Consider the following 26,082-nt stretch of genomic DNA (forward strand, 5'->3'; position numbering starts at 1 on the left):
CTACGGCAACAGACCTTTGACGTCGATCGGTTTGGCTTCGTTTTCGGCTTCGCCCTTGGCTTTGCCGTCAATCGCCATACCGGCCATCCGGTAAAAGTTATATTCCGGATATTTACCCGGCCCCGAGATCAAAAGATCTTCTTTTTCGTACACTAAATCCTGACGCTTGAATTCACCCATTTCAAAGTCCGGCGTGAGCTGGATAGCCGTCGTAGGGCAAGCTTCCTCACACAGGCCGCAAAAGATGCAGCGTGAGAAGTTGACGCGGAAAAACTCTGGATACCAGCGGCCATCTTCCCGCTCGGCTTTTTGCAGTGAAATACACCCCACCGGGCAAGCAACCGCACACAGGTTACAGGCCACACAGCGTTCCTCACCGTCAGGATCGCGCGTCAGCACAATCCGGCCACGGTAGCGCGGCGGCAGGTAAACCGGCTCTTCTGGATACATCTGGGTTTCACGCTTGGCGAAGGCATGCATGCCAATCATCCAAAGGCTGCGCACCTGGGTGCCGAAACCAACCACTAACTCTTTCAATGTCATGGTTTATTCACCCCTTATTGAGCGTTGTACAAAATGACTGCTGCGGTTGCCAGCAGGTTCAGCAGCGTCAATGGCAGGCAAACTTTCCAGCCAAATGACATCATCTGGTCATAACGCGGGCGCGGCAGCGATGCACGGATCAGAATGAACATCACCATAAAGAAGGCCGTTTTCAATGCAAACCAGATGAATGGCGGCAGGAACGGGCCCTGCCAGCCGCCGAAGAACAACGTCACAATCAGGGCGGACACGGTAACGATACCGATGTATTCCCCCACAAAGAACAGACCGAACTTCATCCCGGAATATTCAATGTGATAACCGTCAGCCAGTTCCTGCTCGGCTTCCGGCTGGTCAAACGGATGGCGGTGACACACCGCAACCCCGGCAATGGCAAAGGTCAGGAAACCAAAGAATTGCGGGATGATATTCCAGACGTGAGCCTGTGACTCAACGATCGCCTGCATGTTGAACGAGCCAGCTTGCGCCACCACGCCCATCAGTGACAAACCGAGGAACACTTCATAACTCAGCGTCTGCGCAGAAGCACGCATCGCTCCCAACAGTGAGTATTTGTTATTGCTCGACCAACCGGCGAACAGCACGGCATACACCGCCAGACCGGCCATCATCAGGAAGAACAGAATACCGATATTGAGATCGGACACCGCCCAGCTAGGGCTGACCGGCACGATAGCAAAGGCCAACAGCAAAGAAGTAAAGGCGATCATCGGTGCCAGGGTAAAGATCACCCGGTCGGAGAAGGTCGGCACCCAGTCTTCTTTGAAGAACATTTTGATCATGTCGGCAACCAACTGCAGCGAACCGCCCCAGCCGACACGGTTTGGCCCGTAACGGTTCTGGAACAGGCCCAGCAGACGGCGCTCACCGAAGCTCATGAAGGCCCCGCAGGTGACAACCACCAGCAGGATCGCCACCGCTTTCAGAACGGCGATCAGAATCTCGATCACCCCAGGCGTAAACCAGCTCATTGTGCTGCCTCCCGCAGATTTTCAACCGTTGCGCCCACCAATACCGGCGGGATACCTGGCAAGCCGAGCGGCAAACCCACCTGCCCCTGCGCCAGAGTTTCGCTCAAACGCGCCGGCAAACGCAGCGTTTGACCAGCACAGGTAAACTCTAACCAGGCACCGGCGTTCACACCAAGCTGAGCGGCATCGGCACTGTTGACCATCACATAGGCCTGCGGCATACGTTGCTGGATCACATCGGCACGTTGCGACATTTCGTCACTGCCGAACAGGTGGTAATACGGCGCCACACGCCAGCCTTCGGCCTTGAATGCCGCCGGGATCGTGGTGAAGTAACCGAGGTTCCCCTCCCCCGCTTCGATCAGACGCACACCCGGATCGCCATGACGCAGTTTGCCGCCCACTTCGGCCTGGAACTTGTTCCATGCCTGCGGTGAGTTCCAACCGGGTGCCCAAGCGAACGGGATCTGCTGGCGATTGGCCAACGGGCTGTTGTTCCCTTCCATCGAGAAGGCGAACATGGTGTCTTTATCCTGCGGTTGACGCGGTTCATGCACGCTGATATCAGCACGCATTGCGGTACGGCCGCTGTAACGGTGCGGCGAACGTGCCAGTTTCTGGCCACGAATGCGGAAGGTGGCATCTGGCGCCGCCTCGACAATCCCCTGCAATTGCGGCAATGCAGCCACACAGGCTTCGATGACATCGTCCAACTGTGTCCAGTCAACCTGGCGGCTGGTGTAGGTCGAATGCAACGAGTGCATCCAACGCCAGCTTTCCAGCATCACGCTGTGGATATTGTTCTTGGCGTCATCGTAATAAGCCGGGTCATAGACCTGGAAGAAGCGCTGCGCACGGCCCTCCTGGTTGACCAGCGTCCCGTCGCTCTCGGCAAAACTGGCGGCAGACAGGATCAGGTTGGCTTTTTCCATGATGGCGGTGCGCTGATGATCGGCCACAATCAGGTTATTAACATTGGCCAGTGCCGCATCTACCTTCGCTGCCGGAGCATGACGGTAGAGATCGTTCTCCATCACGATCGCGGTATCGGCTACACCGTTTTCCAGTTGCGACAGTGCTTCATCCAGAGAACCACCGCCGATCATCGCCAGCCCCATGCTGTTGGCAGCCGCGGCCACGAAGGTAATACCGACGTTGGCACCACGGCCTTTCAACGCCTTGGCGATATTGGCTGCCGCTTCGATAATGGCATCACTGCCCGCATTACTGCCGGAGATGATCAACGGCTTCTGCGCGCCTGCTAAAGCCTGCACGATCACATCAATTTTCTTGTTCAGATCTGCAGCCAGATCGGTCACCGCCGGTGCAGACTCATCCAGCGCATGGGCAATGGCGAAGCCTAAACGGGCTTGCTCATCAACCGGCGCACGGTAGTTCCAGGCGGCGATATCATCCAGGCGGGTGTTATCCACGTTGGTGACAAACAGCGGGTGTTTAGCATGCTGGCCAATATTCTGCACCGCGGCGATCTGCCAGTCGGCCACGCGCTGTGCTGCGGCCATGGCGCGGGCTTTACCCTTCACCGCCTGACGTACCGCAAGCGCAATACGGGCACCGGTCTGAGTCAGATCTTCGCCCAGCACCAGTACCGCATCGTAGCTTTCAATGTCACGCAGGTTAGGGGTGGTAACACCACTGTTTTTCAGCACGTTAAGCATCAGGTTCAGGCGCTGTTGTTCTGCCTGATTGATACCGGTATAGAAGTTCTCCGCCCCCACCAGTTCACGCAGCGCAAAGTTGCTTTCCAGGCTGGCACGCGGTGAACCGATACCGATAGTTTTCTTCGCCTGACGCAGAATATCTGCCGCGCCCTGCATCGCCTGTTCGGCGTTCAGGGTGATCCAGTCGTTACCACGCAGCTGTTGCGGTTGGCGCGGACGATCCTTCAGGTTGACATAGCCATAGCCAAAACGACCACGGTCACACAGGAAATAGTGGTTCACACTGCCGTTATAACGGTTTTCGATACGACGCAGTTCGCCATAACGCTCACCGGGGCTGGTGTTGCAACCGACGCTGCACTGCTGGCAGATGCTCGGTGCAAACTGCATGTCCCATTTGCGGTTATAACGCTCAGAGTGGGTCTTGTCAGTGAATACGCCGGTTGGGCAGACTTCTACCAAGTTACCGGAAAACTCGCTTTCCAGCGTACCGCTCTCTGGGCGGCCAAAGTAGACGTTGTCATGGGCACCGTAGACACCAAAATCGGTGCCGTCTGCATAATCTTTGTAGTAACGCACGCAGCGGTAACAGGCAATGCAGCGGTTCATCTCATGAGAGATAAACGGCCCCAGTTCCTGGTTGTTATGAGTACGCTTGGTGAAGCGGTATCTCCGGAAGCTGTGGCCGGTCATTACCGTCATATCCTGCAGGTGACAGTTGCCGCCCTCTTCACATACCGGACAATCGTGCGGATGGTTGGTCATCAACCATTCGACCACGCTTTCACGGAACTGCTTGGCTTCGGCATCATCAATGGAAATGAAGGTCCCATCAGATGCCGGTGTCATACAAGACATCACCAAACGGCCACGCGTATCGTCCGCGTTTTGGTATTGCTTTACCGCACATTGGCGGCAAGCGCCGACGCTTCCCAGCGCCGGATGCCAGCAAAAGTAAGGAATATCGAGCCCGAGGGAGAGACACGCCTGCAACAGGTTGTCGGCTCCATCTACGTCGTATTCTTTGCCGTCTACATGAATCGTAGCCATAGTCAGCATGCTTCCAAGTGGCCTGCTTAATGGCAGGCGTTAATCAAAAATTCTGTATGCCCCGCGCCTTTTAACAAGGCAAAAGACGCCGGGTATAGCGGCTACCAGCGCTGTTTTAACAAGTTGTTTGGCTGAATACCGCCAATCACCTGAGTGTTGCCAAAGTGCTGGGTGGCAATACCAGCTTCAAACTCGTCACGGAAATATTTAATCGCGCTTTGCAGTGGCTCTACGGCACCTGGCGCATGGGCACAAAAGGTTTTGCCTGGGCCGAGGGAGCGACACAGTTGCTCAAGGGTTTCAATATCCCCCGGCTGCCCTTGGCCATTTTCCAATGCACGCAGGATCTTCACGCTCCACGGCAGGCCGTCGCGGCACGGCGTACACCAACCGCAGGACTCACGGGCAAAGAACTCCTCCAGGTTACGCACCAGGGAAACCATGCCGATTTCGTGATCTACCGCCATCGCCAGCGCGGTACCCAGGCGGCTACCCGCTTTGCCGATATGCTCGAAGTCCATAGGCAGATCCAGATGATCGGCGGTCAGGAAGTCGGTTCCGGCACCACCCGGCTGCCAGGCTTTAAATTTCAGGCCATCGCGCATACCGCCAGCGTAATCTTCCAGAATTTCACGCGCGGTGGTGCCAAACGGCAGTTCCCACACGCCTGGGTTTTTCACCCGGCCGGAGAAGCCCATCAGTTTGGTGCCCGCGTCGTTGCTCTTACCGGCGGAAATGCCTTTGTACCAGTCAACGCCGTGCTCAAGAATTGCAGGCACGTTGCACAGGGTTTCGACGTTGTTTACGCAGGTCGGCTTGCCCCAGGCACCGGCAGACGCCGGGAACGGAGGCTTGGAGCGCGGGTTGGCACGGCGGCCTTCCAGCGAGTTGATCAAGGCAGTTTCTTCACCGCAGATGTAACGACCAGCACCGGTATGAACGATCAGTTCAAAATCGAAGCCGCTGCCCAGGATATTTTTACCCAACAGGCCCGCTTCGGTGGCTTCGGCAATCGCACGGCGCAGATGCACGGCCGCTTCGATATATTCGCCACGTAGGAAGATGTAGCCCCGGTAGGCTTTTAGCGCGAATGCGGAGATCAACATGCCTTCCACCAGCAGGTGCGGCAGTTGCTCCATCAGCAGGCGATCTTTATACGTCCCCGGTTCCATTTCATCGGCGTTACACAACAGATAACGGATGTTCATGGATTCGTCTTTCGGCATCAGGCTCCACTTCAAACCGGTGGAGAAACCTGCACCGCCACGGCCTTTCAGCCCGGCGTCTTTTACCAGATTGACGATCTCATCGGGTGCCAGGCCTTTAAGGGCTTTTTCCGCGCCGACGTAACCGTTTTTGCTACGATATTCATCCAGCCACACCGGCTGTTGGTCATCGCGCAACCGCCAGGTGAGAGGATGCATTTCGGCAGTACGTTTGATATCTATCATCATTTATACCGCTCCAACAATTCGACCGCATTTTCCGGCGTCAGATGAGCGTGAGTATCCTCATCGATCATCATGCTTGGGCCTTTGTCGCAGTTGCCCAGGCAGCAGGTTGGCAGCAGCGTAAAGCGGCCATCGAAGGTGGTTTGACCCGGCTTGATATTGAGTTTCTTCTCCAGTGCCGCCTGAATGCCCTGATAACCATTGATGTGACACACTACGCTGTCACAATAACGGATTATGTGGCGCCCGACAGGCTGACGGAAAATCTGGCTGTAGAACGTGGCCACGCCCTCTACGTCGCTGGCAGGAATACCCAGCACTTCAGCAATGGCATAAATCGCCCCATCAGGCACCCAGCCACGCTGCTTCTGCACAATTTTCAGTGCTTCGATAGAAGCCGCGCGAGGATCCTCGTAATGGTGCTTTTCGTGCTCGATCGCATCACGCTCTTGCGCGCTCAGCACAAATGCATCGGCACCGTTTTCGGGAACGACTGCATTAATCGGCTCAAGTGCATCGTTATGATCATGCATAGTTAGCGGTCCACATCTGACATTACAAAATCGATACTACCCAGATAGACGATCAGGTCGGAGACCAGGCTGCCACGGATTACCGCCGGGATTTGCTGCAAGTGAGCAAAGCTTGGCGTACGTACCCGGGTGCGATAGCTCATAGTGCTGCCGTCGCTGGTCAGGTAGTAGCTGTTAATCCCTTTCGTGGCTTCAATCATCTGGAATGATTCGTTGGCTGGCATCACCGGGCCCCAGGAAACCTGCAGGAAGTGGGTGATCAGCGTTTCAATATGCTGCAGCGTGCGCTCTTTCGGCGGCGGCGTAGTCAGCGGGTGATCGGCCTTGAATGGGCCTTCCGGCATGTTGTTCAGGCACTGCTCAAGAATCCGCAGGCTCTGGCGCAATTCTTCTACTTTCAACATCACGCGGGTATAGCAGTCGCTGTTGCCATCACCGACCGGCACTTCGAAATCGAAGTTTTCATAGCCGGAGTACGGACGCCATTTACGCACGTCAAACTCGATACCGGTAGCACGCAGGCCCGCGCCGGTCACGCCCCACTCCAACGCTTCTTTAGCGTTGTAGGAAGCAACACCGATCGAACGACCTTTGAGGATGCTGTTTTTCAGCGCGGCTTTGACGTAAGAATCAAGGCGTTTTGGCATCCAGTCAAGGAAATCACGCAGTAAGCGATCCCAACCGCGCGGCAGATCGTGTGCTACACCACCAATGCGGAACCAGGCCGGATGCATACGGAAACCGGTAATCGCTTCCACCAAATCGTACACTTTTTGACGATCGGTAAAGGCGAAGAACACCGGGGTCATCGCGCCCACATCCTGAATAAAGGTACTGATGTACAGCAGATGGCTGTTGATGCGGAACAGTTCGGAGAGCATGACGCGGATGGTGTTAACACGATCCGGCACTACGATCCCGGCCAGCTTTTCAACCGCCAGTACGTAAGGCATTTCGTTCACGCAGCCGCCGAGATACTCGATACGGTCGGTGTACGGAATGTAGCTGTGCCAGGACTGGCGTTCGCCCATCTTCTCGGCACCGCGGTGATGATAGCCCACGTCCGGCACACAATCGACGATCTCTTCGCCATCCAGTTGCAGAATAATACGGAATGCGCCGTGTGAAGACGGGTGGTTCGGGCCGAGGTTAAGGAACATGAAGTCCTCGTTCTCAGTGCCGCGCTTCATGCCCCAATCTTCCGGCTTGAATTTCAGCGACTCCATCTCCAGATCTTCTTTCTGCTTGGTCAAAACAAACGGATCGAATTCTGTCGCACGCGCCGGATAATCTTTACGCAGTGGATGGCCTTCCCAGGTCTGCGGCATCATGATGCGCGTCAGATGCGGGTGGCCATCGAAGGTAATACCGAACATTTCCCAGGTTTCGCGCTCATACCAGTTGGCATTCGGGAACACTTTGGTTGCTGTGGGCACGTGCAGATCTTTTTCAGACAGCGCCACTTTCAGCATGATGTCACGGTTACGTTCGATTGAAATCAGATGATAGAAAACAGAAAAATCTGCAGCAGGCAGACCCTGACGGTGAGTACGCAGACGCTCATCAACACCATGCAGATCGAACAGCATCACATAAGGCTTGGGCTGTTTTCTTAGGAACGTCATGACTTCCAGTAACTGGTCAGGCTTAACCCATACCACGGGCATTCCGGTACGGGTGGGCTGAACGGTAAAGGCTTCCGGCCCAAAACGGTTGCGCAGTTCGCCAATCACCGGATCGTCAAGATGATCCCTGGTTTCCCATGCTGGCCGAGCAGACGAAGCGTCGTGCGTCGTTAAATCTGTCATAATTTTTTTCACCACACTAAAGGGTTATTTCGCCGCAAGTTAAACTTTTCGCGGAGCTAACCAATAACGCACTAAGATGGACGTTAAATGAACGCTTTAAATCTCGTCAGGCGTCCGCAGGTTGGTTACCGCAATACGCTCGGCGTGCTTACGCTCTTTTTCAGACTGCATATTGGCGCGGTAAACGCCCTGATCGCCAACCACCCACGACAGCGGGCGACGTTCTTTACCGATAGATTCCTGCAGCAGCAATAACGCTTGCATATAGGCCTCCGGGCGCGGTGGGCAGCCTGGAATGTAGACATCAACCGGCAGGAATTTATCAACGCCCTGCACCACGGAATAGATATCGTACATCCCGCCGGAGTTGGCACAGGCACCCATCGAGATCACCCACTTAGGCTCCAGCATCTGCTCGTACAGGCGCTGAATAACCGGGGCCATCTTGGTGAAGCAGGTACCCGCAACCACCATAAAATCCGCTTGGCGAGGAGAGGCACGCAACACTTCCGCACCAAAACGAGCCACGTCATGCACGGCGGTAAACGAAGTCACCATTTCCACATAACAGCACGAAAGGCCGAAGTTATACGGCCAAAGAGAGTTTTTACGCCCCCAGTTCACCATGTCATGCAACGCATGTTCGAGTTTACCCATGTAAACCGTGCGGTGAACCTGCTGCTCCAGGGGATCGCCAACGATCTCCTGTTTTTGCAGGGGATAACGGTCGTTCTCACCGTTCGGGTCTATGCGGGTGAGCGTATAGTCCATCTTAATGCCTCGCTGTTACTGCGGATGACTGTTGCTAGCGTTCTTGATTGTGCTTGGCTTGCTCAGGCGCTTGGAACGCACCGGAGTCCAATCCAATGCGCCGATGCGCACCAGATACACCAAACCAGCCAATAACACCAAAATAAAAATGGCGGCTTCGATAAAGCCTACCCAACCGCTCTCACGAATGGAGACCGACCAGGCATACAGATACAGGGCTTCAACATCGAAGATAACGAAGAACATGGCGACGAGATAGAACTTGGCAGAAAGACGCATACGCGCCGAACCCACCGAGTCGATCCCAGACTCATAAGGGGTATTTTTAGCGCGCGCCTGGGCTCTCCCACCCAAGAAGAACGCCCCCAGCAGCATGAAGCCGCAAAGCCCGACAGCCATGATAAGAAATACGGCGAACGCCCAGTGATGAGCGATAACTTCAGTGGTTGTTGACATACTCTATGCTTACTCATCAAAAGTGGCGTCGATCGCTCTGCTCTTGTTACTGGCAGTTAGTGCACCACATCGATTTAAGGGAAGGATAAATAACCACACGAACACGCTGCTTTTACAGAGAGTTAGGCAGCATTTTTACTGTGGGCTTTTTACTCCTTTCTATAACCTTTTGTCAACTTCGACAAAAGAATCCACACATTAGTTTACATCCGCGCCATTTGATTAACATATGATGCGTTAGCTCAGGCTAAATCGTGTCAGTCAATGGTTATGTAGAAAAAAGATAGGCATAAACCAATATGCACATTTCAGTTTTACTATACCATTCTCTCAGGATTTCCCTGTTGTTCCACTCACTACCTAGGGGTATTTTTTTGATCCAAGACACGTTTCAGACAGAAATCTTCAAAAAAAGTGTAGCTCTTTAACAATTTCTGCCAATCTCAGCTAAAAAAATGACCACAAGTAAAGTACCAAAACACCTCACTTAACTCCAGAGTTTTACCCCCTTGTTATTTATGCATAAAAAACAGACAAAATCGGGTTGCTGTTACCCAGAGCCATTTCGCCGCTCAAGAATAGTTGGAGAAATAACGCTTTCAGTGAATTAATGATTTAATATTGATAAAAATCGCTGTTTAGTCGATTTTCGGGTAAAAAAAACCTCCACCGAAGCAGAGGTTTTCCCATAAAACAGCTCGATTAGCGATTACTCTTCATCATCATCGGGCAGGCAAGAACCATTAGCACTTGCTACATGCTCCTCGCTGAAATGGTAAGTCTCATTACCATTTTGCACGGCGCTGAAAATCGCCATTGCCAGCTCGTTTTCGCACTTCATGTCTTTACACAATGAGTATTGGGTGTCTGGAAGATGTGGTAAACCTTCTGTCGTGCCCAACACCCGCAGATCGGGGCTCATCATCTCGATCGGCCGTGCGGTAATCCCCAAACCCGCTTTGCACGCCGCCCGCACCGCGGATAACGTTGACGCTACATAAGCGATACGCCAAGGAATACCGGCAGTATCCAGATGCGAGATCGCCATTTCACGGAAGGGGCTTGGCTCATCCAACACCACCAGCGGGATCGGTTCCCCTGCCTGGAAATGATAATCTGCCGCGCAATACCATAAGGTCGGTGACGTACGCAGGACAATATGTGGATGCCCTTGCGTATCCACAGTGGTAATAGCTAAATCCACCTCACCGGTATTCAGCATGTCGATCATAAACGGGCTACGTTTTACTCGCACATCAATGGCCAGTTTGGGATAGACCGACGTCACACGATTAAGCAGGTAAGGAAGGATGGTATCCGCAGTATCATCAGAAGCACCGATCGTCAGCACTCCTTTGATATTGTTGTACATCAATGAGGTACAGGCTTCATCGTTGAAACGCAGGATTTTCCTGGCATAACTGAGGAGCTGAATACCGTGTTCGGTTAATAACTTATTACGCCCATGGCGAGCAAATAACTCTTTGCCTACCAATTGCTCTAACCGCTGCATTTGTTGACTGACCGCTGACTGGGTACGACAAACGGCGACTGCAGCCGCCGCAAAAGTATTCAGATCAGCAACAGCAACAAAGGTTCTTAGCAGATCGAGGTCGAGATTAAGTATCGGACGATTTGCATTTATCATAGTGTTTTCTTCACTTTTTAAATTCTAATTTACAAACTACCCTGGTGTATTTCTAAGGCGCAGCTAAAAAGGGCAAACGCCAGACATGACAGTAACCCACTCATTAGATGAGGGCAAAAAAATTACTTATATTTCGTTATCTCTATCGCTTTTTATCCGCGATCTATCGCAATAGCTTATTGATAAAGAGGAAGTTACGACGAAAAGTGCTTAATCACTGAATAACGTGATGCTTCCAACAACGAAACCATCGCCTTTCCTCACCGATCGTGCAAGCCAGACGGATAAGGTCGCGGATCCGATTGCTACTTTTCGCCCAATAGATTAACCCTCGTCTTGTGTATCATTAGGTTCATTTATCAGAGAGTTTCATAAATTCAGCTATTAAGGTTTTTTATTATTAAATTATAGGCAATTTTACTTAAAAAACCCTTAAGTTGATTACTGAAACACCTCTAATACAATTTCACTTTGCTAAGAAGTGTCGTATTATTGGCCAATGGCAACCATAAGATAATTCTTTCATTATCATTTTTTTACAATTTCAATCTTATTATCCCCCTCGTCGCGCACACGTCTTGTGTGTTTCAACTGTAGACATGTGGCAGAGAATTTTTGCATCAACGCACTGCAATTTAAATTAAAAACCCAAAGAATCAATATAATAAAAAATTTAATTCTGATTTATCGATTATAACAGACACATCATCGCTTAAATCATCAGTTTAGCCGATCGTTTGCACCAAAGGCTTGCGTAACCCTTCAAAATCGGCAGCACCAGGAGTACATTGAGCAGGTTACGGTGTTCCACGGTAGGATCATCCCCCATCCAGCAAAAGGCTCAACTTTTTATGTCCCCCATTGAGAAATCCAGCAAACTGGACAACGTCTGCTATGACATTCGTGGCCCGGTGCTCAAAGAAGCTAAACGTCTTGAAGAAGAAGGCAACAAAGTCCTCAAATTGAACATCGGCAACCCCGCCCCGTTCGGCTTTGACGCCCCTGATGAAATTTTAGTCGATGTCATCCGTAATCTCCCTACGGCACAAGGCTATTGCGATTCCAAAGGGCTCTTCTCAGCACGTAAAGCAATCATGCAGCACTATCAGGCACGTAACATGCGTGATGTGACCGTTGAGGATATCTACATTGGTAATGGCGTCTCTGAACTGATCGTGCAATCGATGCAGGCACTGCTTAACATTGGCGACGAAATGCTGGTGCCAGCCCCCGACTATCCGCTGTGGACCGCTGCGGTATCGCTCTCCAGCGGCAAAGCCGTGCACTACATCTGCGATGAAGAATCGGGCTGGTTCCCAGATCTGGACGACATTCGCAGCAAGATCACCCCACGTACCCGCGGTATTGTGATCATCAACCCCAACAACCCAACGGGTGCGGTTTACAGCAAAGAGTTGCTGGAGCAGATCGTTGAGATCGCGCGTCAGCATGACCTGATCATCTTTGCTGATGAAATTTACGACAAGATCCTTTATGACGACGCCGAGCACCACTCCATTGCCGCGCTGGCACCGGATCTGCTGACAGTGACCTTCAACGGATTGTCCAAAACCTATCGCGTCGCCGGTTTCCGCCAAGGTTGGATGGTGCTTAATGGGCCGAAGAAGCACGCCAAGGGCTATATCGAAGGGTTGGAGATGCTGGCATCGATGCGCCTGTGCGCCAACGTGCCGATGCAGCACGCGATCCAAACCGCGCTCGGCGGCTATCAGAGCATCAGCGAGTTTATTCAACCCGGCGGGCGTCTGTATGAACAGCGTAACCGCACCTGGGAATTGCTGAATGCTATTCCCGGCGTTTCCTGCGTGAAGCCCCAAGGTGCGCTGTATATGTTCCCGCGTATTGACGCCAAGCGCTTTAATATCCGCGACGACCAGAAAATGGTGCTAGACCTGCTGTTACAGGAAAAAGTGCTATTGGTACAAGGCAGCGCATTCAACTGGCCTTATCCTGACCACGTCCGTATCGTTACTCTGCCGCGGGTAGATGAGTTGGAAATGGCCGTGGGTAAACTGGGGCGCTTCCTCGAAACCTACCACCAATAAGGTTCATGGGCGCAGCGTAGTGCACTGCGCCCACACCGCACAACTGGGTTTGCATAACCTGCCGCCACTGCCCACAATAAACGCCTCACTTGCCGTTGTCTAAAGAGAGCACCATGAGCCAGAGCCATTTCTTTGCCCACCTTTCGCGTATGAAACTGATCAGCCGCTGGCCGCTGATGCGCAATGTGCGTACCGAAAACGTTTCCGAACACAGCCTGCAGGTTGCGTTTGTCGCCCACGCGCTGGCGGTGATAAAGAACCGCAAATTTAACGGTAACCTGAACGCCGAGCGCGTGGCGCTGCTGGCAATGTATCACGATGCCAGCGAAGTATTGACCGGAGATATGCCCACCCCCATCAAGTATTACAATCCGCAGATCGCCCACGAATACAAAAAAATTGAAAAGATCGCGCAACAAAAGCTGCTAGAGATGATTCCAAAAGAATTACAGAATGACTTCCGTTCAATTCTGGATGAACACTATTACAGTGAGGAAGAGAAACTTCTGGTAAAACAGGCCGACGCCCTCTGCGCCTACCTGAAGTGCCTGGAGGAACTGTCAGCCGGAAATAACGAATTTACCTTGGCTAAAGCACGCCTGGAAAAAACGCTTCAGCTGCGTCAAAGCCCGGAAATGGATTATTTTATGGAAGTGTTTATTCCCAGCTTTAGCCTTTCGTTGGATGAGATCAGTATAGACTCCCCGCTATAATCATCGCTATGGGCCCGAAACTCGGGCCTAAAACTCATACAGCCACGGCACTACCACCACGCTGACGATCATTACCAATAGCGTGAACGGCACGCCGATACGCACAAAATCGCCAAACTTGTAATTCCCAGGCCCCAAAACCAAAGTGTTCACCGGCGATGACACCGGCGTCATAAAGGCTGCCGAGGCTGCAATGGCAATAATCATGGCAAACGGATAAGGCGAGACCCCCATCTTATGTGCCGCCGCAATCGCGATGGGTGCCATCAGCACCGCCGTCGCAGTATTGGAGATAAACAACCCGATGGAGGCACAAAGTACAAACAGGCACACAAGCATAATTCGCGGGCCTGCATCACCGGCGATATCCATCAACCCTTGTACGATCAAATCCACACCGCCGGTTTTCTGCAAGGCCTGGGCAAAAGGCATCATACCGACGATTAAAATAATGCTTGGCCAGTGGATCGCTTTATAAGCGCTTTCCGTATTGATGCAACGGAAACGCCCCATCAGCAGGCAGGCGATCAGCGCGGCGATGGGGTTCGGGATTTCATCGGTCAGCATCATCGCCACCATCAGCGCCAGGCAGAACAACGCATGCGGAGCCTGAGTGATGGCAGGTGCCACCTCATCCACCTCTGCAGGCAGATTCAGCACAATGAAGTCATGAGTCTTGGCCTGTAACTGACGGATCGCTTTCCAGTCACCGATCACCAGCAGGATATCCCCCAAGATCAGGGGCTCATCGACCAGTTTACCTTCCAACGTTTTGCCGTTACGGCGGATACCTATCACGTTCAGATCGTAACGGCTGCGGAAGGCCGCATCGCGCACGCATTTCCCCAACAACGCCGAATCAGGAATTAACGACACCTCCGCCATTCCCACGTTACGCGCCTGCTCAGAAAAATACTCACCACGCAGGATCATAGGTTCCAGTAACTGTTCACTACAGAACTGGCGTAAATCAACATCGCAATCCGACATGTCGATCAGCAACACATCCCCTTCACGCAACTCTGTGCTGCCGAAAGCGCTGATCATCACGCGGCGAAAGCGTTTCCATCGCTCGATGCCGATAACGTTGGCACCATAGCGGGCACGCAAATGTAATTCATCCAAGGAGCGCCCAATCAACGGTGAGCCACTGCGAACCGCCAAACGACGAGCCCTCCCCGCCAATTTATAGTCACGGATCAGATCGCGAAACGTCCGGCGCTGCCAGGCCGACTTAGCGTTTTTAGCACCGCTGCTTTTACCCAGCCAACGGCGGGCAATCAACATGTACCCCACCCCCATCAATAAAATGATCAGGCCGATTGGCGTCACGCCGAAGAAACTGAAGCCGACCAGCCCCTCACGTACCAATTCACTGTTGACCACCATATTCGGCGGCGTAGCCACCAGCGTCATCATGCCGCTGATAAGCCCAGCAAAGCTGAGCGGCATCATCAGCCGCCCTGGCGAAATCTTCATGCGTACCGCCACGCTGAGGACCACCGGAATGAAGATCGCCACCACACCGGTCGAGCTCATAAATGCCCCCAACCCGGCCACGGTGAACATCAACAGCGCCAACATTTTGGTTTCACTGCTGCCCGCGACTTTCACCAACCAATCGCCAACCTGATAAGCCACGCCGGTGCGCACCAAACCTTCCCCGATCACAAACAGGGCAGCGATCAAAATCACGTTAGGATCGCTAAAACCCGCGGTGGCCTCTTGCAGAGTTAAGGTGCCACTCAACACAAACGCGATAATCACCAGTAATGCCACTACGTCCATGCGCAGCTTATTGGTTGTAAACAGTACAATAGCTATCAGCAGTAAAATCAAAACCCAAAGTAATTCGCTGTTCAAAACGGCCTCATTCTACAGTGATCCGGGCCTTAAAAATTAGCATAAAAAAACCCCGCAAATGCGGGGTCTAATCAATTTGAGGTAAAAAAATACAGATTAAGCAATAAGTTCGATGCTTGCTCCCTGCAGGGCCTTCTCAACCTTAATCTGAGTCAGCGAAGAGAGTATCAGATCCACCTGATCGAGCTTCGGCGCTTCCGCCGGCGCGTTAACAGCGATCACCTGGCACCCCGCCGCCAGGCCGGAAAGGATCCCTGCGGGCGCATCCTCCACCACCACACACGCCTGCGGAGCCAAACCCAAACGTTCAGCACCCAGCAAATAAGCATCTGGCTGTGGTTTACCCTGCTTCACCAGTTCTGCGGTAATAAACACTTCAGGCTGCGGTAAACCACCGGCTTTCCGCCGCGCGCTGGCCACCGGAATCGAACCCGAGGTCACTATCGCCCAAGGAATACCCAGCGCATTAAGCCGCTCCAACAGCGCCACAGCACCGGGCAGCGCGCTGACGCCATCGGTATCCTGCGCTTCCATTTGTTCAAGCAGTTCAAACTCATGCTGGATCGCCGACTCCGTCGCTCCTGGCATAAAATGACGCAATGAAGTAATGGCCTGCTTACCGTGAATAAAAGCCAACACTTCCTGCGGGCTGATACCGTGACGCTCGGCCCAGTGAGTCCAGGCACGTTCCACCGCAGGTAATGAATCCACTAACGTTCCATCAAGGTCGAACAAAAAACCCTTACATTCCACAGAAAACCTCTTTTCTCTCCGTTATCTTTCACACTGCAAATCATCAGGCATTAATGATTTGCGCAATCTCAACGGCGCTCAAATGGTATTGGCGTGGGCATGATAGCCAGATTGCCAGCATGCGCTGATACTTCTCCCACATTTTGGTTTGGGCATTAAAGCCATGGCTGCCGGAATCGAAGTGAGTATACCGCCCTTCCGTGCTGACCAGGAAACGCACATAGCTGAGGTAGCGTGCTTCGGTTGCTGCGTCAAAGCCGAGGAAGGCCAAGCGGCGGCCATCAAGCCCTTGGCGATCCTTGAGGTTTTCCCAGGACACCTGCAATGCATGATGCATTTCCATAATGTTGATGATGGTGCGGCACACGTCCTCGCTCATCTCACCAAAATCACGATCGAGTTCGCGCATCTGTAAACCGAAACCGCGCTCGATAATAGTCTGCAAACGGCGATAGCGATCGGCATTGTCTGGATCGAGCAGGGTCATCATTTTGTACTGATTGGACAGGATCAAACGTTGGGCGTTAGTCATTTCCATTTCACATTCCTCAGTTCTGCAAATGAGTGAAAGCATCGCATGACGGCGTTATGGTGTGGAACCACAACTCGCACCTTCTTTGATTTGAACCGGGGTTATCGCAAGATGGGCTTCGGATAGCGCTAGCTTGAAAAGCTCGGGATCAGAGATCGTCAAGGAAGGTTTTATCCAACTGCTTGAACGCACGCTTCAGCACATCGGCCAAGGCTTGATAGGTAGGTGCTCCTTCAATCGGTGCCAACGCCTGCCCGGCTTCTGCCAGCTTATTACGCACCTCATGGAACCACTGTAATAAAGAGGGAGGCAGCGGGGTCACCGAACGACGGCCCAGCCACCACAGGCCCTGCATCGGCATGCTGCAGGCAAATAATGCCGTCGCAATCGCCGGACCGAGCTGACCGCCAAGGGCAATTTGCCAAGTCAGGGTAAAGATCGCCAGCGGCGGCATAACACGCACGGCAAAGCGAGTGGCACGCGTAATGCGATTCTCTGGGAACATCGGTGCCAACCGTTTATCGGCAGGCCAGGTTTTCATGTAATGCTGCCCACGCTGGAATATCTGAAACCAATTCACGGAACCGGATGGCTTACTCGTCATCGCTTACCTCAACTTCACGTATAAAAATGAAATATTTTCGCAAACACACCAACAAAAAAGTTGAAGCTTTAAATTTATTTTGTGTTTGCTACGGGCTATCGGTATCCTAAGCCGGCCTTTTGGCCGGTAGAAGATGACACAAAATCTGTCAACTTTTCGCCCATTTAAAAGCAAGATTACTTAAACCGCGGAGAAATCACCGGTTTTTTTATCATCATGTGTTTTTTGTCACTGACATGATGTTAATCATAAATGTCAACGCCATTATGCGCTACGCTTGATGTCTGTTTGACGATTTATTCACCACGTGTTCTGGGTCCACTAACAACACGAACTATAAGTAGGTACTTCCATGTCGAGTAAGCTAGTACTGGTTCTTAACTGCGGCAGTTCTTCTCTCAAATTCGCTATCATTGATGCAGCCAACGGTGAAGAGTATCTTTCCGGCCTTGCCGAGTGCTTCCACCTCCCAGAAGCGCGTATCAAGTGGAAAATGGATGGCGCTAAGCAAGAAGCGGCACTGGGTGCTGGCGCAGCACACAGTGAAGCGCTGAACTTCATTGTTAATACTATTCTGGCACAAAAACCAGAGCTTTCCGCACAGTTGACCGCTATCGGCCACCGCATCGTGCACGGCGGCGAGAAGTTCACCGCCTCTGCCGTGATCAACGACGAAGTCCTGCAAGGTATCAAAGATTCGGTACCCTTTGCACCACTGCATAACCCAGCTCACCTGATCGGTATCGCTGAAGCCTTGAAATCTTTCCCGAATCTGGCTGATAAAAACGTCGCCGTGTTCGACACCGCGTTCCACCAGACGATGCCGGAAGAGTCCTACCTGTACGCCCTGCCGTACAGCCTGTACCGTGACCACGGCGTTCGCCGCTATGGTGCACACGGCACCAGCCACTTCTATGTGACACAAGAAGCGGCGAAGATGCTGAACAAACCGGTTGACGAAGTGAACGTTATTACCTGCCACTTGGGCAATGGCGGTTCCGTCAGCGCAGTGCGTAACGGTAAATGTGTCGATACTTCCATGGGCCTGACGCCGCTGGAAGGCTTGGTGATGGGCACCCGCAGCGGTGACATCGATCCGGCCATCATCTTCCACCTGCACGACTCATTGGGCATGAGCGTTGACCAGATCAACAAAATGCTGACCAAAGAATCCGGCCTGCTGGGCCTGACCGAAGTCACCAGCGACTGTCGCTACGTTGAAGACAACTACGCGACCAAAGCCGACGCTAAACGTGCCATGGACGTATTCTGTCACCGTTTGGCTAAATACATCGGTGCCTATAGCGCGCTGATGGATGGCCGCCTGGATGCAGTGATCTTCACCGGTGGCATCGGCGAAAATGCGGCACTGGTGCGTGAGTTGACCCTAGACAAACTGGGCCTGCTGGGCTTTGAGATCGACCACGAACGTAACCTGGCCGCTCGCTTCGGCAAATCCGGCAACATCACCAAAGACGGTAGCCGTCTGGCACTGGTAATCCCAACCAACGAAGAGTTGGTCATCGCGCAAGACGCTGCCCGTCTCACCGCTTAATGCTCCCCACACCGTCAGCCGAGGCTGACGGTGTTGTTTCAGAGCCAAGATTTGCCTGCGCGTTTACCGCAGACTGAAAAAAAACCGTGAAGAGGACTATTCTGTGTCACGTACAATTATGTTGATCCCCACCGGCACCAGCGTTGGCCTGACCAGCGTCAGCTTGGGTGTCATCCGCTCTATGGAGCAAAAAGGCGTTCGTCTGAGCGTATTCAAGCCTATCGCCCAACCGCGTAGCGGTGGCGATACCCTCGACCAGACCACCACCATCATCCGCAGCAACTCAACCATCCCTACCGCCGAACCGCTGCGTATGAGCTACGTGGAAAGCCTGCTGAGCTCCAACCAGCAAGACGTGCTGATGGAAGAGATCGTGGCGCGTTACCACGCAAACACCAAAGATGCGGAAGTGGTGCTGATCGAAGGCCTGGTGCCCACCCGCAAGCACCAGTTTGCCAGCGCACTGAACTTTGAAATTGCCAAAACCCTGAATGCTGAAATCGTCTTCGTGCTGGCGCTGGGTAACGATTCTCCGGCTCAGTTGACAGAGCGCATCGAACTGGCCCGCAGCAGCTTTGGCGGCAGCAAGAACAAAAACATTACCGGCGTGATCATCAACAAGCTGAACGCACCGGTTGACGATCAGGGCCGTACCCGTCCGGATCTGTCGGAAATTTTTGATGACTCTACCAAAGCCAGCGTGGCCAACGTCGATCCCGCTCAGCTGTTTGCCAATAGCCCACTGCCGGTATTGGGCTGTGTGCCTTGGAGCTTCGATCTGATCGCAACCCGCGCCATTGATATGGCCCGCCACCTGAAAGCGCGCGTGATCAACGAAGGTGACATCATGACCCGCCGGGTGAAGTCAGTGACCTTCTGTGCGCGCAGCATTCCGCATATGCTGGAACACTTCCGCCCGGGTTCACTGTTGGTGACTTCCGCAGATCGCCCGGATGTGCTGGTTTCCGCCTGTCTGGCGGCGATGAACGGTGTGGAAATCGGTGCCCTGCTGCTGACCGGCGGTTACGAAATCGATGGGTCGATCAAAAAACTCTGCGAACGTGCCTTCCAAACCGGCCTACCGGTATTCATGGTCGATACCAACACCTGGCAGACCTCGCTGAGCCTGCAAAGCTTCAACCTGGAAGTGCCTGCGGATGACCACCAGCGCATTGAGCAGGTGCAGAACTACGTGGCAAGCCATATCAACGCCGAGTGGATCGCGTCTTTGACTGCCACTTCAGAACGTTCACGTCGTCTGTCGCCACCGGCATTCCGTTACGAACTGACCGAGCTGGCACGCAAAGCGGGTAAGCGCATTGTACTGCCGGAAGGCGATGAGCCACGCACCGTGAAAGCGGCGACGATCTGTGCCGCACGCGGCATCGCCGAATGTGTGCTGCTGGGGAATCCGGATGAGATCAAGCGCGTAGCGGCGGCGCAGGGCGTTGAGTTGGGCGAAGGCATTGAGATCGTCGATCCGGTTGCCGTGCGTGAAAAATACGTGCCACGCCTGGTAGAATTGCGTAAGAGCAAGGGCATGACCGAAGTGGTTGCCCGCGAGCAACTGGAAGATAACGTGGTTCTCGGCACTCTGATGCTGGAAAAAGGCGAAGTTGACGGCCTGGTATCCGGTGCGGTTCACACCACTGCCAATACCATTCGCCCACCGTTGCAGTTGATCAAAACCGCGCCGGGCAGCTCGCTGGTTTCTTCCGTATTCTTCATGCTGCTGCCCGATCAGGTTCTGGTCTATGGTGACTGTGCGATCAACCCAGATCCTACCGCAGAACAACTGGCCGAGATCGCCATTCAGTCTGCCGACTCCGCTGCCGCCTTCGGTATCGAACCGCGCGTGGCTATGATCTCCTACTCTACCGGTAATTCAGGTGCAGGCAGTGACGTTGAGAAAGTGCGTGAAGCTACCCGCCTGGCACAGGAGAAACGCCCAGACCTGATCATCGATGGCCCACTGCAGTACGATGCGGCGATCATGGCTGACGTTGCCAAATCCAAAGCGCCTAACTCGCCAGTGGCAGGTAAAGCCACCGTGTTCATCTTCCCAGATCTGAACACCGGTAACACCACCTATAAAGCAGTACAGCGTTCTGCCGATCTGGTGTCTATCGGGCCGATGCTGCAAGGGATGCGCAAACCGGTAAACGATCTGTCACGTGGCGCACTGGTGGACGATATCGTCTACACCGTGGCGCTGACGGCGATTCAGTCTGCTCAGGCCGATGCCCTGGTAGAGCAAGCCTGATAACATTTCTTACCTGCTAAAGTAGTAAAAAAGCGGCCCGTGATGAAACGGGCCGCTAAACTTAACTCGCTCAAATGCGATTAGTTATAAGTGATACTAAAAGTTGCCACCGCATTTGCTGGCCCTGGGGTAACGGTATCTGTTGTTGCAACATAGCGCGCAACGAACGCCAAATCATTATCCACACCAGCAGTCAGTGGGTAGGCCACTGAAGGGGTCCGCAAAGGCAATACGGCTGAGGTATCGGAGATTTGAACACCCACCCCTGTCGCCATGTCAGCCACTTGAGTAAGAGCTAAAGAATTGTTTTCGCTAGTGGCAGCATCGCCATCAAACGAAACTTGAGCGGCACTCACAGAAGGCGGACAATTTTTCAAGCTCAAAATGAATTTCTGCGGGCTCGCAGTATCGCCCTTTTTAGCGAGAGCGCTCGCCGCCACCTTGCCCAACGCTACTTCCGCAGGATTACTCATATTATTAACAACCTGGCAAGCCTCGGTAATAATTTGCCCTTCGAAGTTTACCTGACCATCAGCAGCCGATGCGCCTGCCGATAGACCCAAACTTGCGGCAACCAAAGTAGTAACACAAAAAATTTTTTTCACTGTTAGAAACTCCATATTCTACGGGTATAAATTGCCCTATATAAAATTAATGCTATTTTACTTGCAGCATCAGACAAGTCGAACGATAGATCCTATTTAAGCCGTGGCTCAAAAATCTCAACGCCATAAGTTATTATCAAAAGGTAAAACAAGCAGGCATTGAGATAAGCAGACTAGAGCAATCTAAGCATAGCCCGTACGTTTTTTCGTTGGTTGACGACTTTCTACATTTAACCCAAAACTAATACAGCAATAGTCTACCTATTGCTGAAATCATAGCTTTAAAGCCATAAACTGGATAATCGACCAATAACGCCTTAACCTGACGGGGCACATTCTAATTAAATTCGCTTTAATGTAAAGCGTAAAATAAATGTTTCAATGCGTTTTAACTTATTATAAAACCCTAACCATTTCCTTATTAACGAGAAACGATAAAAAAATCACATCACATTGAATTAAAACAAATTATTTAATAAGCACAGGTTTATTCCAATAAAAAACAAGAAATAACCGAGGTAAACATTAAGAAAAAAACGTATTTCATGTAACTTTTTGCACTATAATGTCTATGCACACACCAACACAGCATATGTTTCAAGGTATTTTAAGATTATATCTCGCTACTTTGCGCTACGAAAAAATCAATGTTATCCATCAACTAAAGGCTTTTTCATCAGTCCTATTCACTCTAAAAGTTAATAATGAACATTAACACATTCAGAATGTGACCATTCATTAACCAAGAATAACGGCAGGATAATTCAAATATTTCGCTTAAGTTGTATACTCATTTGAAGTTTCTACTCAAATAACCATACAAGTAACGCCATAGTTGCAAGGTTTTCTTGCACACATGATATCTCGGTATTTTCTTGCACCACTTTCTGCCCCTCTTCTCGCTTCACCGTACGCCAGGTAAAAAAACTCACAGCGCTAATGCCGCTGTGAGTCAGGCCAGTACCTGTGGCACTTACACACGGTTACGCCACACCATTCAGCAACTGATGTGCTGCCTGCAGAATATGGTCGGCCGTCAAGCCGTACTCCTGCTGCAAAAACGCCTGTGTTCCCACTTGCCCATAACGTTCTTTCACGCCAACCCTACGCATCGGTACCGGGCACTCTTCTACCAGCACCTCCGCCACGGCTGAGCCCAGTCCGTTATGGATACTATGGTTTTCGCAGGTGACAATTTTGCCGGTTTTTGCTGCATAGGTCTTAATAATGTCACGATCGATCGGCTTGAGCGTGAACATATCGATCACCGCAGCGCTGATGCCTTGCTGTTCCAACGCCTGTGCCGCCTTTAGCGCTTCAGCCACCATGATGCCGTTGGCAATCAACGTGATTTCACTACCGTCACGCAGCAGATTGGCTTTACCAATGGTAAAACGGGAGCCGTCCTGATAAATACGCGTTGCCTGTTTGCGGATCGTGCGCACCCAGTAAAAGCCTTGCAGTTCGACCAGTTGCTGCAGGATATCCTGAAACATCGTGGCATCGGTCACCTCCAGCACCACCGAATGCGCCAGCCCGCGTACGATGCCCATATCTTCAAACGACATATGCGTGCCGCCGTTATGGCAGGCGCTCACCCCGGCATCCGAAGCGATCACCTTCACGTTATTGCGCTGATAATCCAACGACATAAAAAGCTGATCAAAACAACGCCGGCTGGCAAATGCGCTGAAGGTATGCACAAAGGGGATCCGCCCGGTCAGCGACAATCCGGCAGAAACCCCGATCACATTAGCCTCCATAATGCCGCAGTTGATCACATGCTGCGGATGATCTTTATGTACCCCATCCATTGCCATCGAACTCATCAGATCGGCTTCCAGCGCGATTACCGGTTTACCCGCCTCAATCTGTTGGCGCATCATTCCGGCGTACACTTTGCGCATCTCTATGCCGTCGTTTTCCAACTGCGTGACTACGTTAAACATCAGCAACCTCCAGATCGGCAATGGCCTTTTCGATTTCCCGCTGCACATCCGGCGTTAAGCGCAAGTGATGAGAGTTCTGCAGGCTCTCCAGATAGGCGACGCCCTGTCCTTTAATGCTATCCAGGATCACCACCAGCGGGCGTTGTTCACCGCCGCGCACTGGCAGCACCGCATCACGGATCGCCGCAATGTCATCCCCCGGCACGGTTTGCACCTCAAAACCAAAGGCGGTGAACTTACCTGCCAGATCGAAAGGTTTGATCACCTCATCCAGCGCACCATCCAACTGCTGCTTGTTGTAATCGATAAACAGCGTCAGGTTATGCAGGTTGTGGTGAGCAATAAACTGGAACGCTTCCCAGCACTGCCCTTCGTTGAGCTCGCCATCCCCCAAAATGCTGAATACCCGATTGCGTCGGCCTGCCAGCCGGTGTGAAAGCGCGATCCCTGCAGCAATGGAAACGCCTTGCCCGAGAGAGCCGGTGGTCGCATCCACACCTCGAGTCAGCAGACGATCCGGGTGGCTCGGCAAGCGGGTACCGTTCTGATTCAGCGTGTTCAACTGCTCAAGCGGAAAATAGCCCTTAATCGCCAGCGTGCTGTAAAGTGCCGGGCCGGCATGGCCCTTTGACAGCACAAAGTAGTCACGCTCCGGCCAATCGGGGTCTGCCGGATCGATACGCATCACTTCGCCATACAAGACTGCCAGCGTTTCCACGATCGACATGCAGCCCCCATAGTGGCCAAACCCCAGCCCGGTCAGGGCTTTCAGCGTTTCCACGCGGATCTCCCGCGCCAGCGCACGCAATTCGCCAATCTCAGTCACCGTGTTGTTCATTAAACCGCCCTCACTTATTTCTCAACGCGATCTGCAGTCGGAGCGCTTTTGCCTTTGCCCAGAAAATTATGTGCAACCAACAATGCGAAGATGGCGATGATCGCGACCATGATCGTTTCTTTGGTCATAAAACGCGCCATATTGCCCAGCACAATCCCTATCACACCGAAATCGGCATCGGAGAAGGTGGTATTGGCAAAGCCCAACGCTCCCAACACCGGTAGCAACAGCACCGGCAAGAAGGTAATCAGCAGGCCATTGGCAAATGCCCCCAGCATCGCACCACGCCGCCCACCGGTAGCATTACCAAATACCCCGGCGGTCGCACCGGTAAAGAAATGCGGGACGACGCCCGGCAGGATCAGCACCATTTTCATTTGCCCAAGCAGGAACAGCCCCACCAACCCACCGAGGAAGCTAAACAGAAAGCCAATCAGCACGGCATTAGGGGCATAAGGGTAGACCACCGGGCAATCCAACGCCGGGCGGGCGTTAGGCACCAGTCTTTCTGAAAAGCCGGTAAAGGCCGGAACGATCTCCGCCAGAATCAAACGCACCCCTTGCAGGATGATGAATACCCCTGCGGCAAAGGTAATCGCCTGGATAATCGAATACACCAGATAGTTCTGCCCGCCGCTGAGTTGGCTTTCGACATACGTTTGTCCGGCACAAATCGCCAGGATCAGATAGATAACGATCATGGTCATCGAGATGGAAATGGAGCTGTCACGCAAGAAGCTGAGGTTCTTCGGCAGGTTCATCTCTTCGGTGGAACGTGAGCCTTTGCCAACGCGTGTACCGATCCAACCGGCAAGCACGTAACCCAGCGTGCCGAAATGCCCGAAAGCGATATCATCATTCCCGGTAATGCGGCGCATATAACGCTGGGCAATCGCCGGGAAGAAAGCCATCACCAACCCCAAGGTCAGCGCGCCGGTAAACACCAGCTGTACCCCTTCAAAACCAGCCACCGTCAGGATAATGCCGATCATACAGGCCATATAAAAGGTATGGTGGCCGGTCAAGAAGATATACTTCAGTCGGGTAAAACGGGCGACGATAATATTCGCTACCATACCAAACGCCATAATCAGCGCGGTAGACGCACCATATTTTTCCAAAGAAATGGATACAATGGCTTCATTATTGGGAATGATGCCCTGAATATTAAAGGCATGTTCAAACATGCCCCCCAACGGGTTAAGGGACCCGACCAACACCGTGGCACCACCACCAAGTACGATAAAGCCGAGAATGGTTTTTACCGTGCCTTTCACCACATCAGAAAATGATTTCTTTTGTGCCAGCAAGCCAATTAATGCAATAACGCCTACCAGCACCGCCGGGACTTTCAGTATATCAACCACAAATTTAAGCGTTTCCTGGATAAACATATCCACCTCGCCA

General features: G+C 52.5%; 21 protein-coding genes. 4 read left to right on the forward strand and 17 right to left on the reverse strand.

The genetic code is table 11. From position 1 onward, the window contains the following. From nuoI to lrhA, 9 genes are all read right to left on the reverse strand, one after another. Window positions 1-543, reverse strand: a complete 543-nt coding sequence (nuoI, locus tag BMI79_RS07855) for an NADH-quinone oxidoreductase subunit NuoI (RefSeq protein ID WP_076941573.1) — start codon at window positions 541-543, stop codon at window positions 1-3. Window positions 544-557: 14 nt separating this feature from the next. Next, entirely contained in the window at window positions 558-1,535 is a 978-nt protein-coding gene (gene nuoH, locus BMI79_RS07860; RefSeq protein WP_076941574.1) for an NADH-quinone oxidoreductase subunit NuoH, read from the reverse strand. Next, complete coding sequence (gene nuoG / locus BMI79_RS07865) at window positions 1,532-4,267, reverse strand: NADH-quinone oxidoreductase subunit NuoG (protein WP_095996108.1); 2,736 nt, start codon at window positions 4,265-4,267, stop codon at window positions 1,532-1,534. The genes nuoH and nuoG overlap by 4 nt, the downstream gene beginning before the upstream one ends. A 101-nt stretch (window positions 4,268-4,368) precedes the next feature. Beyond that, complete coding sequence (nuoF, locus tag BMI79_RS07870) at window positions 4,369-5,721, reverse strand: NADH-quinone oxidoreductase subunit NuoF (protein ID WP_076941576.1); 1,353 nt, start codon at window positions 5,719-5,721, stop codon at window positions 4,369-4,371. Beyond that, window positions 5,718-6,251 carry an NADH-quinone oxidoreductase subunit NuoE gene (nuoE, locus tag BMI79_RS07875; protein WP_076941577.1) on the reverse strand — a complete coding sequence of 178 codons (534 nt, stop codon included), beginning with the start codon at window positions 6,249-6,251 and terminating at the stop codon, window positions 5,718-5,720. Before nuoE ends, nuoF begins: the two co-directional genes overlap by 4 nt. 2 nt (window positions 6,252-6,253) lie before the next feature. Then, complete coding sequence (gene nuoC / locus BMI79_RS07880; RefSeq protein WP_076941578.1) at window positions 6,254-8,059, reverse strand: NADH-quinone oxidoreductase subunit C/D; 1,806 nt, start codon at window positions 8,057-8,059, stop codon at window positions 6,254-6,256. A gap of 96 nt (window positions 8,060-8,155) precedes the next feature. Next, on the reverse strand, window positions 8,156-8,830 hold the full coding sequence (locus BMI79_RS07885; protein WP_076941579.1) for a NuoB/complex I 20 kDa subunit family protein: 675 nt from the start codon (window positions 8,828-8,830) through the stop codon (window positions 8,156-8,158). A 15-nt stretch (window positions 8,831-8,845) separates the two neighbouring features. Continuing rightward, complete coding sequence (locus tag BMI79_RS07890; RefSeq protein WP_076941580.1) at window positions 8,846-9,286, reverse strand: NADH-quinone oxidoreductase subunit A; 441 nt, start codon at window positions 9,284-9,286, stop codon at window positions 8,846-8,848. Window positions 9,287-9,995: 709 nt separating this feature from the next. After that, on the reverse strand, window positions 9,996-10,934 hold the full coding sequence (gene lrhA / locus BMI79_RS07895) for a transcriptional regulator LrhA (protein WP_076941581.1): 939 nt from the start codon (window positions 10,932-10,934) through the stop codon (window positions 9,996-9,998). An 851-nt stretch (window positions 10,935-11,785) separates the two neighbouring features. Here lrhA and BMI79_RS07900 point away from each other — a divergent pair. Further along, window positions 11,786-13,000 carry a pyridoxal phosphate-dependent aminotransferase gene (locus BMI79_RS07900; protein ID WP_076941582.1) on the forward strand — a complete coding sequence of 405 codons (1,215 nt, stop codon included), beginning with the start codon at window positions 11,786-11,788 and terminating at the stop codon, window positions 12,998-13,000. Window positions 13,001-13,113: 113 nt separating this feature from the next. Continuing rightward, complete coding sequence (yfbR, locus tag BMI79_RS07905) at window positions 13,114-13,713, forward strand: 5'-deoxynucleotidase (protein WP_076941583.1); 600 nt, start codon at window positions 13,114-13,116, stop codon at window positions 13,711-13,713. 27 nt (window positions 13,714-13,740) lie between these two features. Here the strand turns inward: yfbR and BMI79_RS07910 are convergent, their stop codons facing one another. The 4 genes from BMI79_RS07910 to yfbV all read right to left on the reverse strand — a co-directional run bounded on the left by BMI79_RS07910 (window position 13,741) and on the right by yfbV (window position 17,465). Continuing rightward, complete coding sequence (locus BMI79_RS07910; RefSeq protein ID WP_076941584.1) at window positions 13,741-15,576, reverse strand: SLC13 family permease; 1,836 nt, start codon at window positions 15,574-15,576, stop codon at window positions 13,741-13,743. A gap of 96 nt (window positions 15,577-15,672) precedes the next feature. Next, the gene (locus tag BMI79_RS07915) at window positions 15,673-16,329 is read right to left on the reverse strand and encodes a sugar phosphatase (RefSeq protein WP_076941585.1); all 657 of its coding nucleotides are present in this window, start codon (window positions 16,327-16,329) and stop codon (window positions 15,673-15,675) included. Between the two features lie 43 nt (window positions 16,330-16,372). Beyond that, window positions 16,373-16,867 (reverse strand): YfbU family protein, encoded by a 495-nt coding sequence (locus tag BMI79_RS07920; RefSeq protein WP_076941586.1) that lies wholly within the window; start codon window positions 16,865-16,867, stop codon window positions 16,373-16,375. Window positions 16,868-17,009: 142 nt separating this feature from the next. Further along, window positions 17,010-17,465 (reverse strand): terminus macrodomain insulation protein YfbV, encoded by a 456-nt coding sequence (gene yfbV / locus BMI79_RS07925; RefSeq protein WP_076941587.1) that lies wholly within the window; start codon window positions 17,463-17,465, stop codon window positions 17,010-17,012. A gap of 352 nt (window positions 17,466-17,817) precedes the next feature. Between yfbV and ackA the strand changes: the two genes are divergently transcribed. Further along, window positions 17,818-19,020 carry an acetate kinase gene (gene ackA / locus BMI79_RS07930; protein WP_076941588.1) on the forward strand — a complete coding sequence of 401 codons (1,203 nt, stop codon included), beginning with the start codon at window positions 17,818-17,820 and terminating at the stop codon, window positions 19,018-19,020. A 103-nt stretch (window positions 19,021-19,123) separates the two neighbouring features. Next, on the forward strand, window positions 19,124-21,283 hold the full coding sequence (pta, locus tag BMI79_RS07935) for a phosphate acetyltransferase (RefSeq protein ID WP_076941589.1): 2,160 nt from the start codon (window positions 19,124-19,126) through the stop codon (window positions 21,281-21,283). Between the two features lie 80 nt (window positions 21,284-21,363). Here pta and BMI79_RS07940 read toward each other — a convergent pair whose 3' ends face one another. The 4 genes from BMI79_RS07940 to BMI79_RS07955 form a co-directional block, all read right to left on the reverse strand. Continuing rightward, on the reverse strand, window positions 21,364-21,888 hold the full coding sequence (locus tag BMI79_RS07940) for a fimbrial protein (RefSeq protein ID WP_241679974.1): 525 nt from the start codon (window positions 21,886-21,888) through the stop codon (window positions 21,364-21,366). Between the two features lie 983 nt (window positions 21,889-22,871). Beyond that, a complete protein-coding gene (locus tag BMI79_RS07945) occupies window positions 22,872-23,837 on the reverse strand; it encodes a transketolase family protein (RefSeq protein WP_076941591.1) in 966 nt (321 codons plus the stop codon). Further along, window positions 23,830-24,675 carry a transketolase gene (locus BMI79_RS07950; RefSeq protein ID WP_076941592.1) on the reverse strand — a complete coding sequence of 282 codons (846 nt, stop codon included), beginning with the start codon at window positions 24,673-24,675 and terminating at the stop codon, window positions 23,830-23,832. Before BMI79_RS07950 ends, BMI79_RS07945 begins: the two co-directional genes overlap by 8 nt. Before the next feature lie 14 nt (window positions 24,676-24,689). Further along, window positions 24,690-26,069: a PTS ascorbate transporter subunit IIC gene (locus BMI79_RS07955; protein ID WP_076941593.1), complete on the reverse strand. Its 1,380-nt coding sequence runs from the start codon at window positions 26,067-26,069 to the stop codon at window positions 24,690-24,692. Between the last annotated feature and the right edge of the window lie 13 nt (window positions 26,070-26,082).

Origin of the sequence: Serratia oryzae, assembly GCF_001976145.1 — a bacterium.
Lineage (GTDB): Bacteria > Pseudomonadota > Gammaproteobacteria > Enterobacterales > Enterobacteriaceae > Chania > Chania oryzae.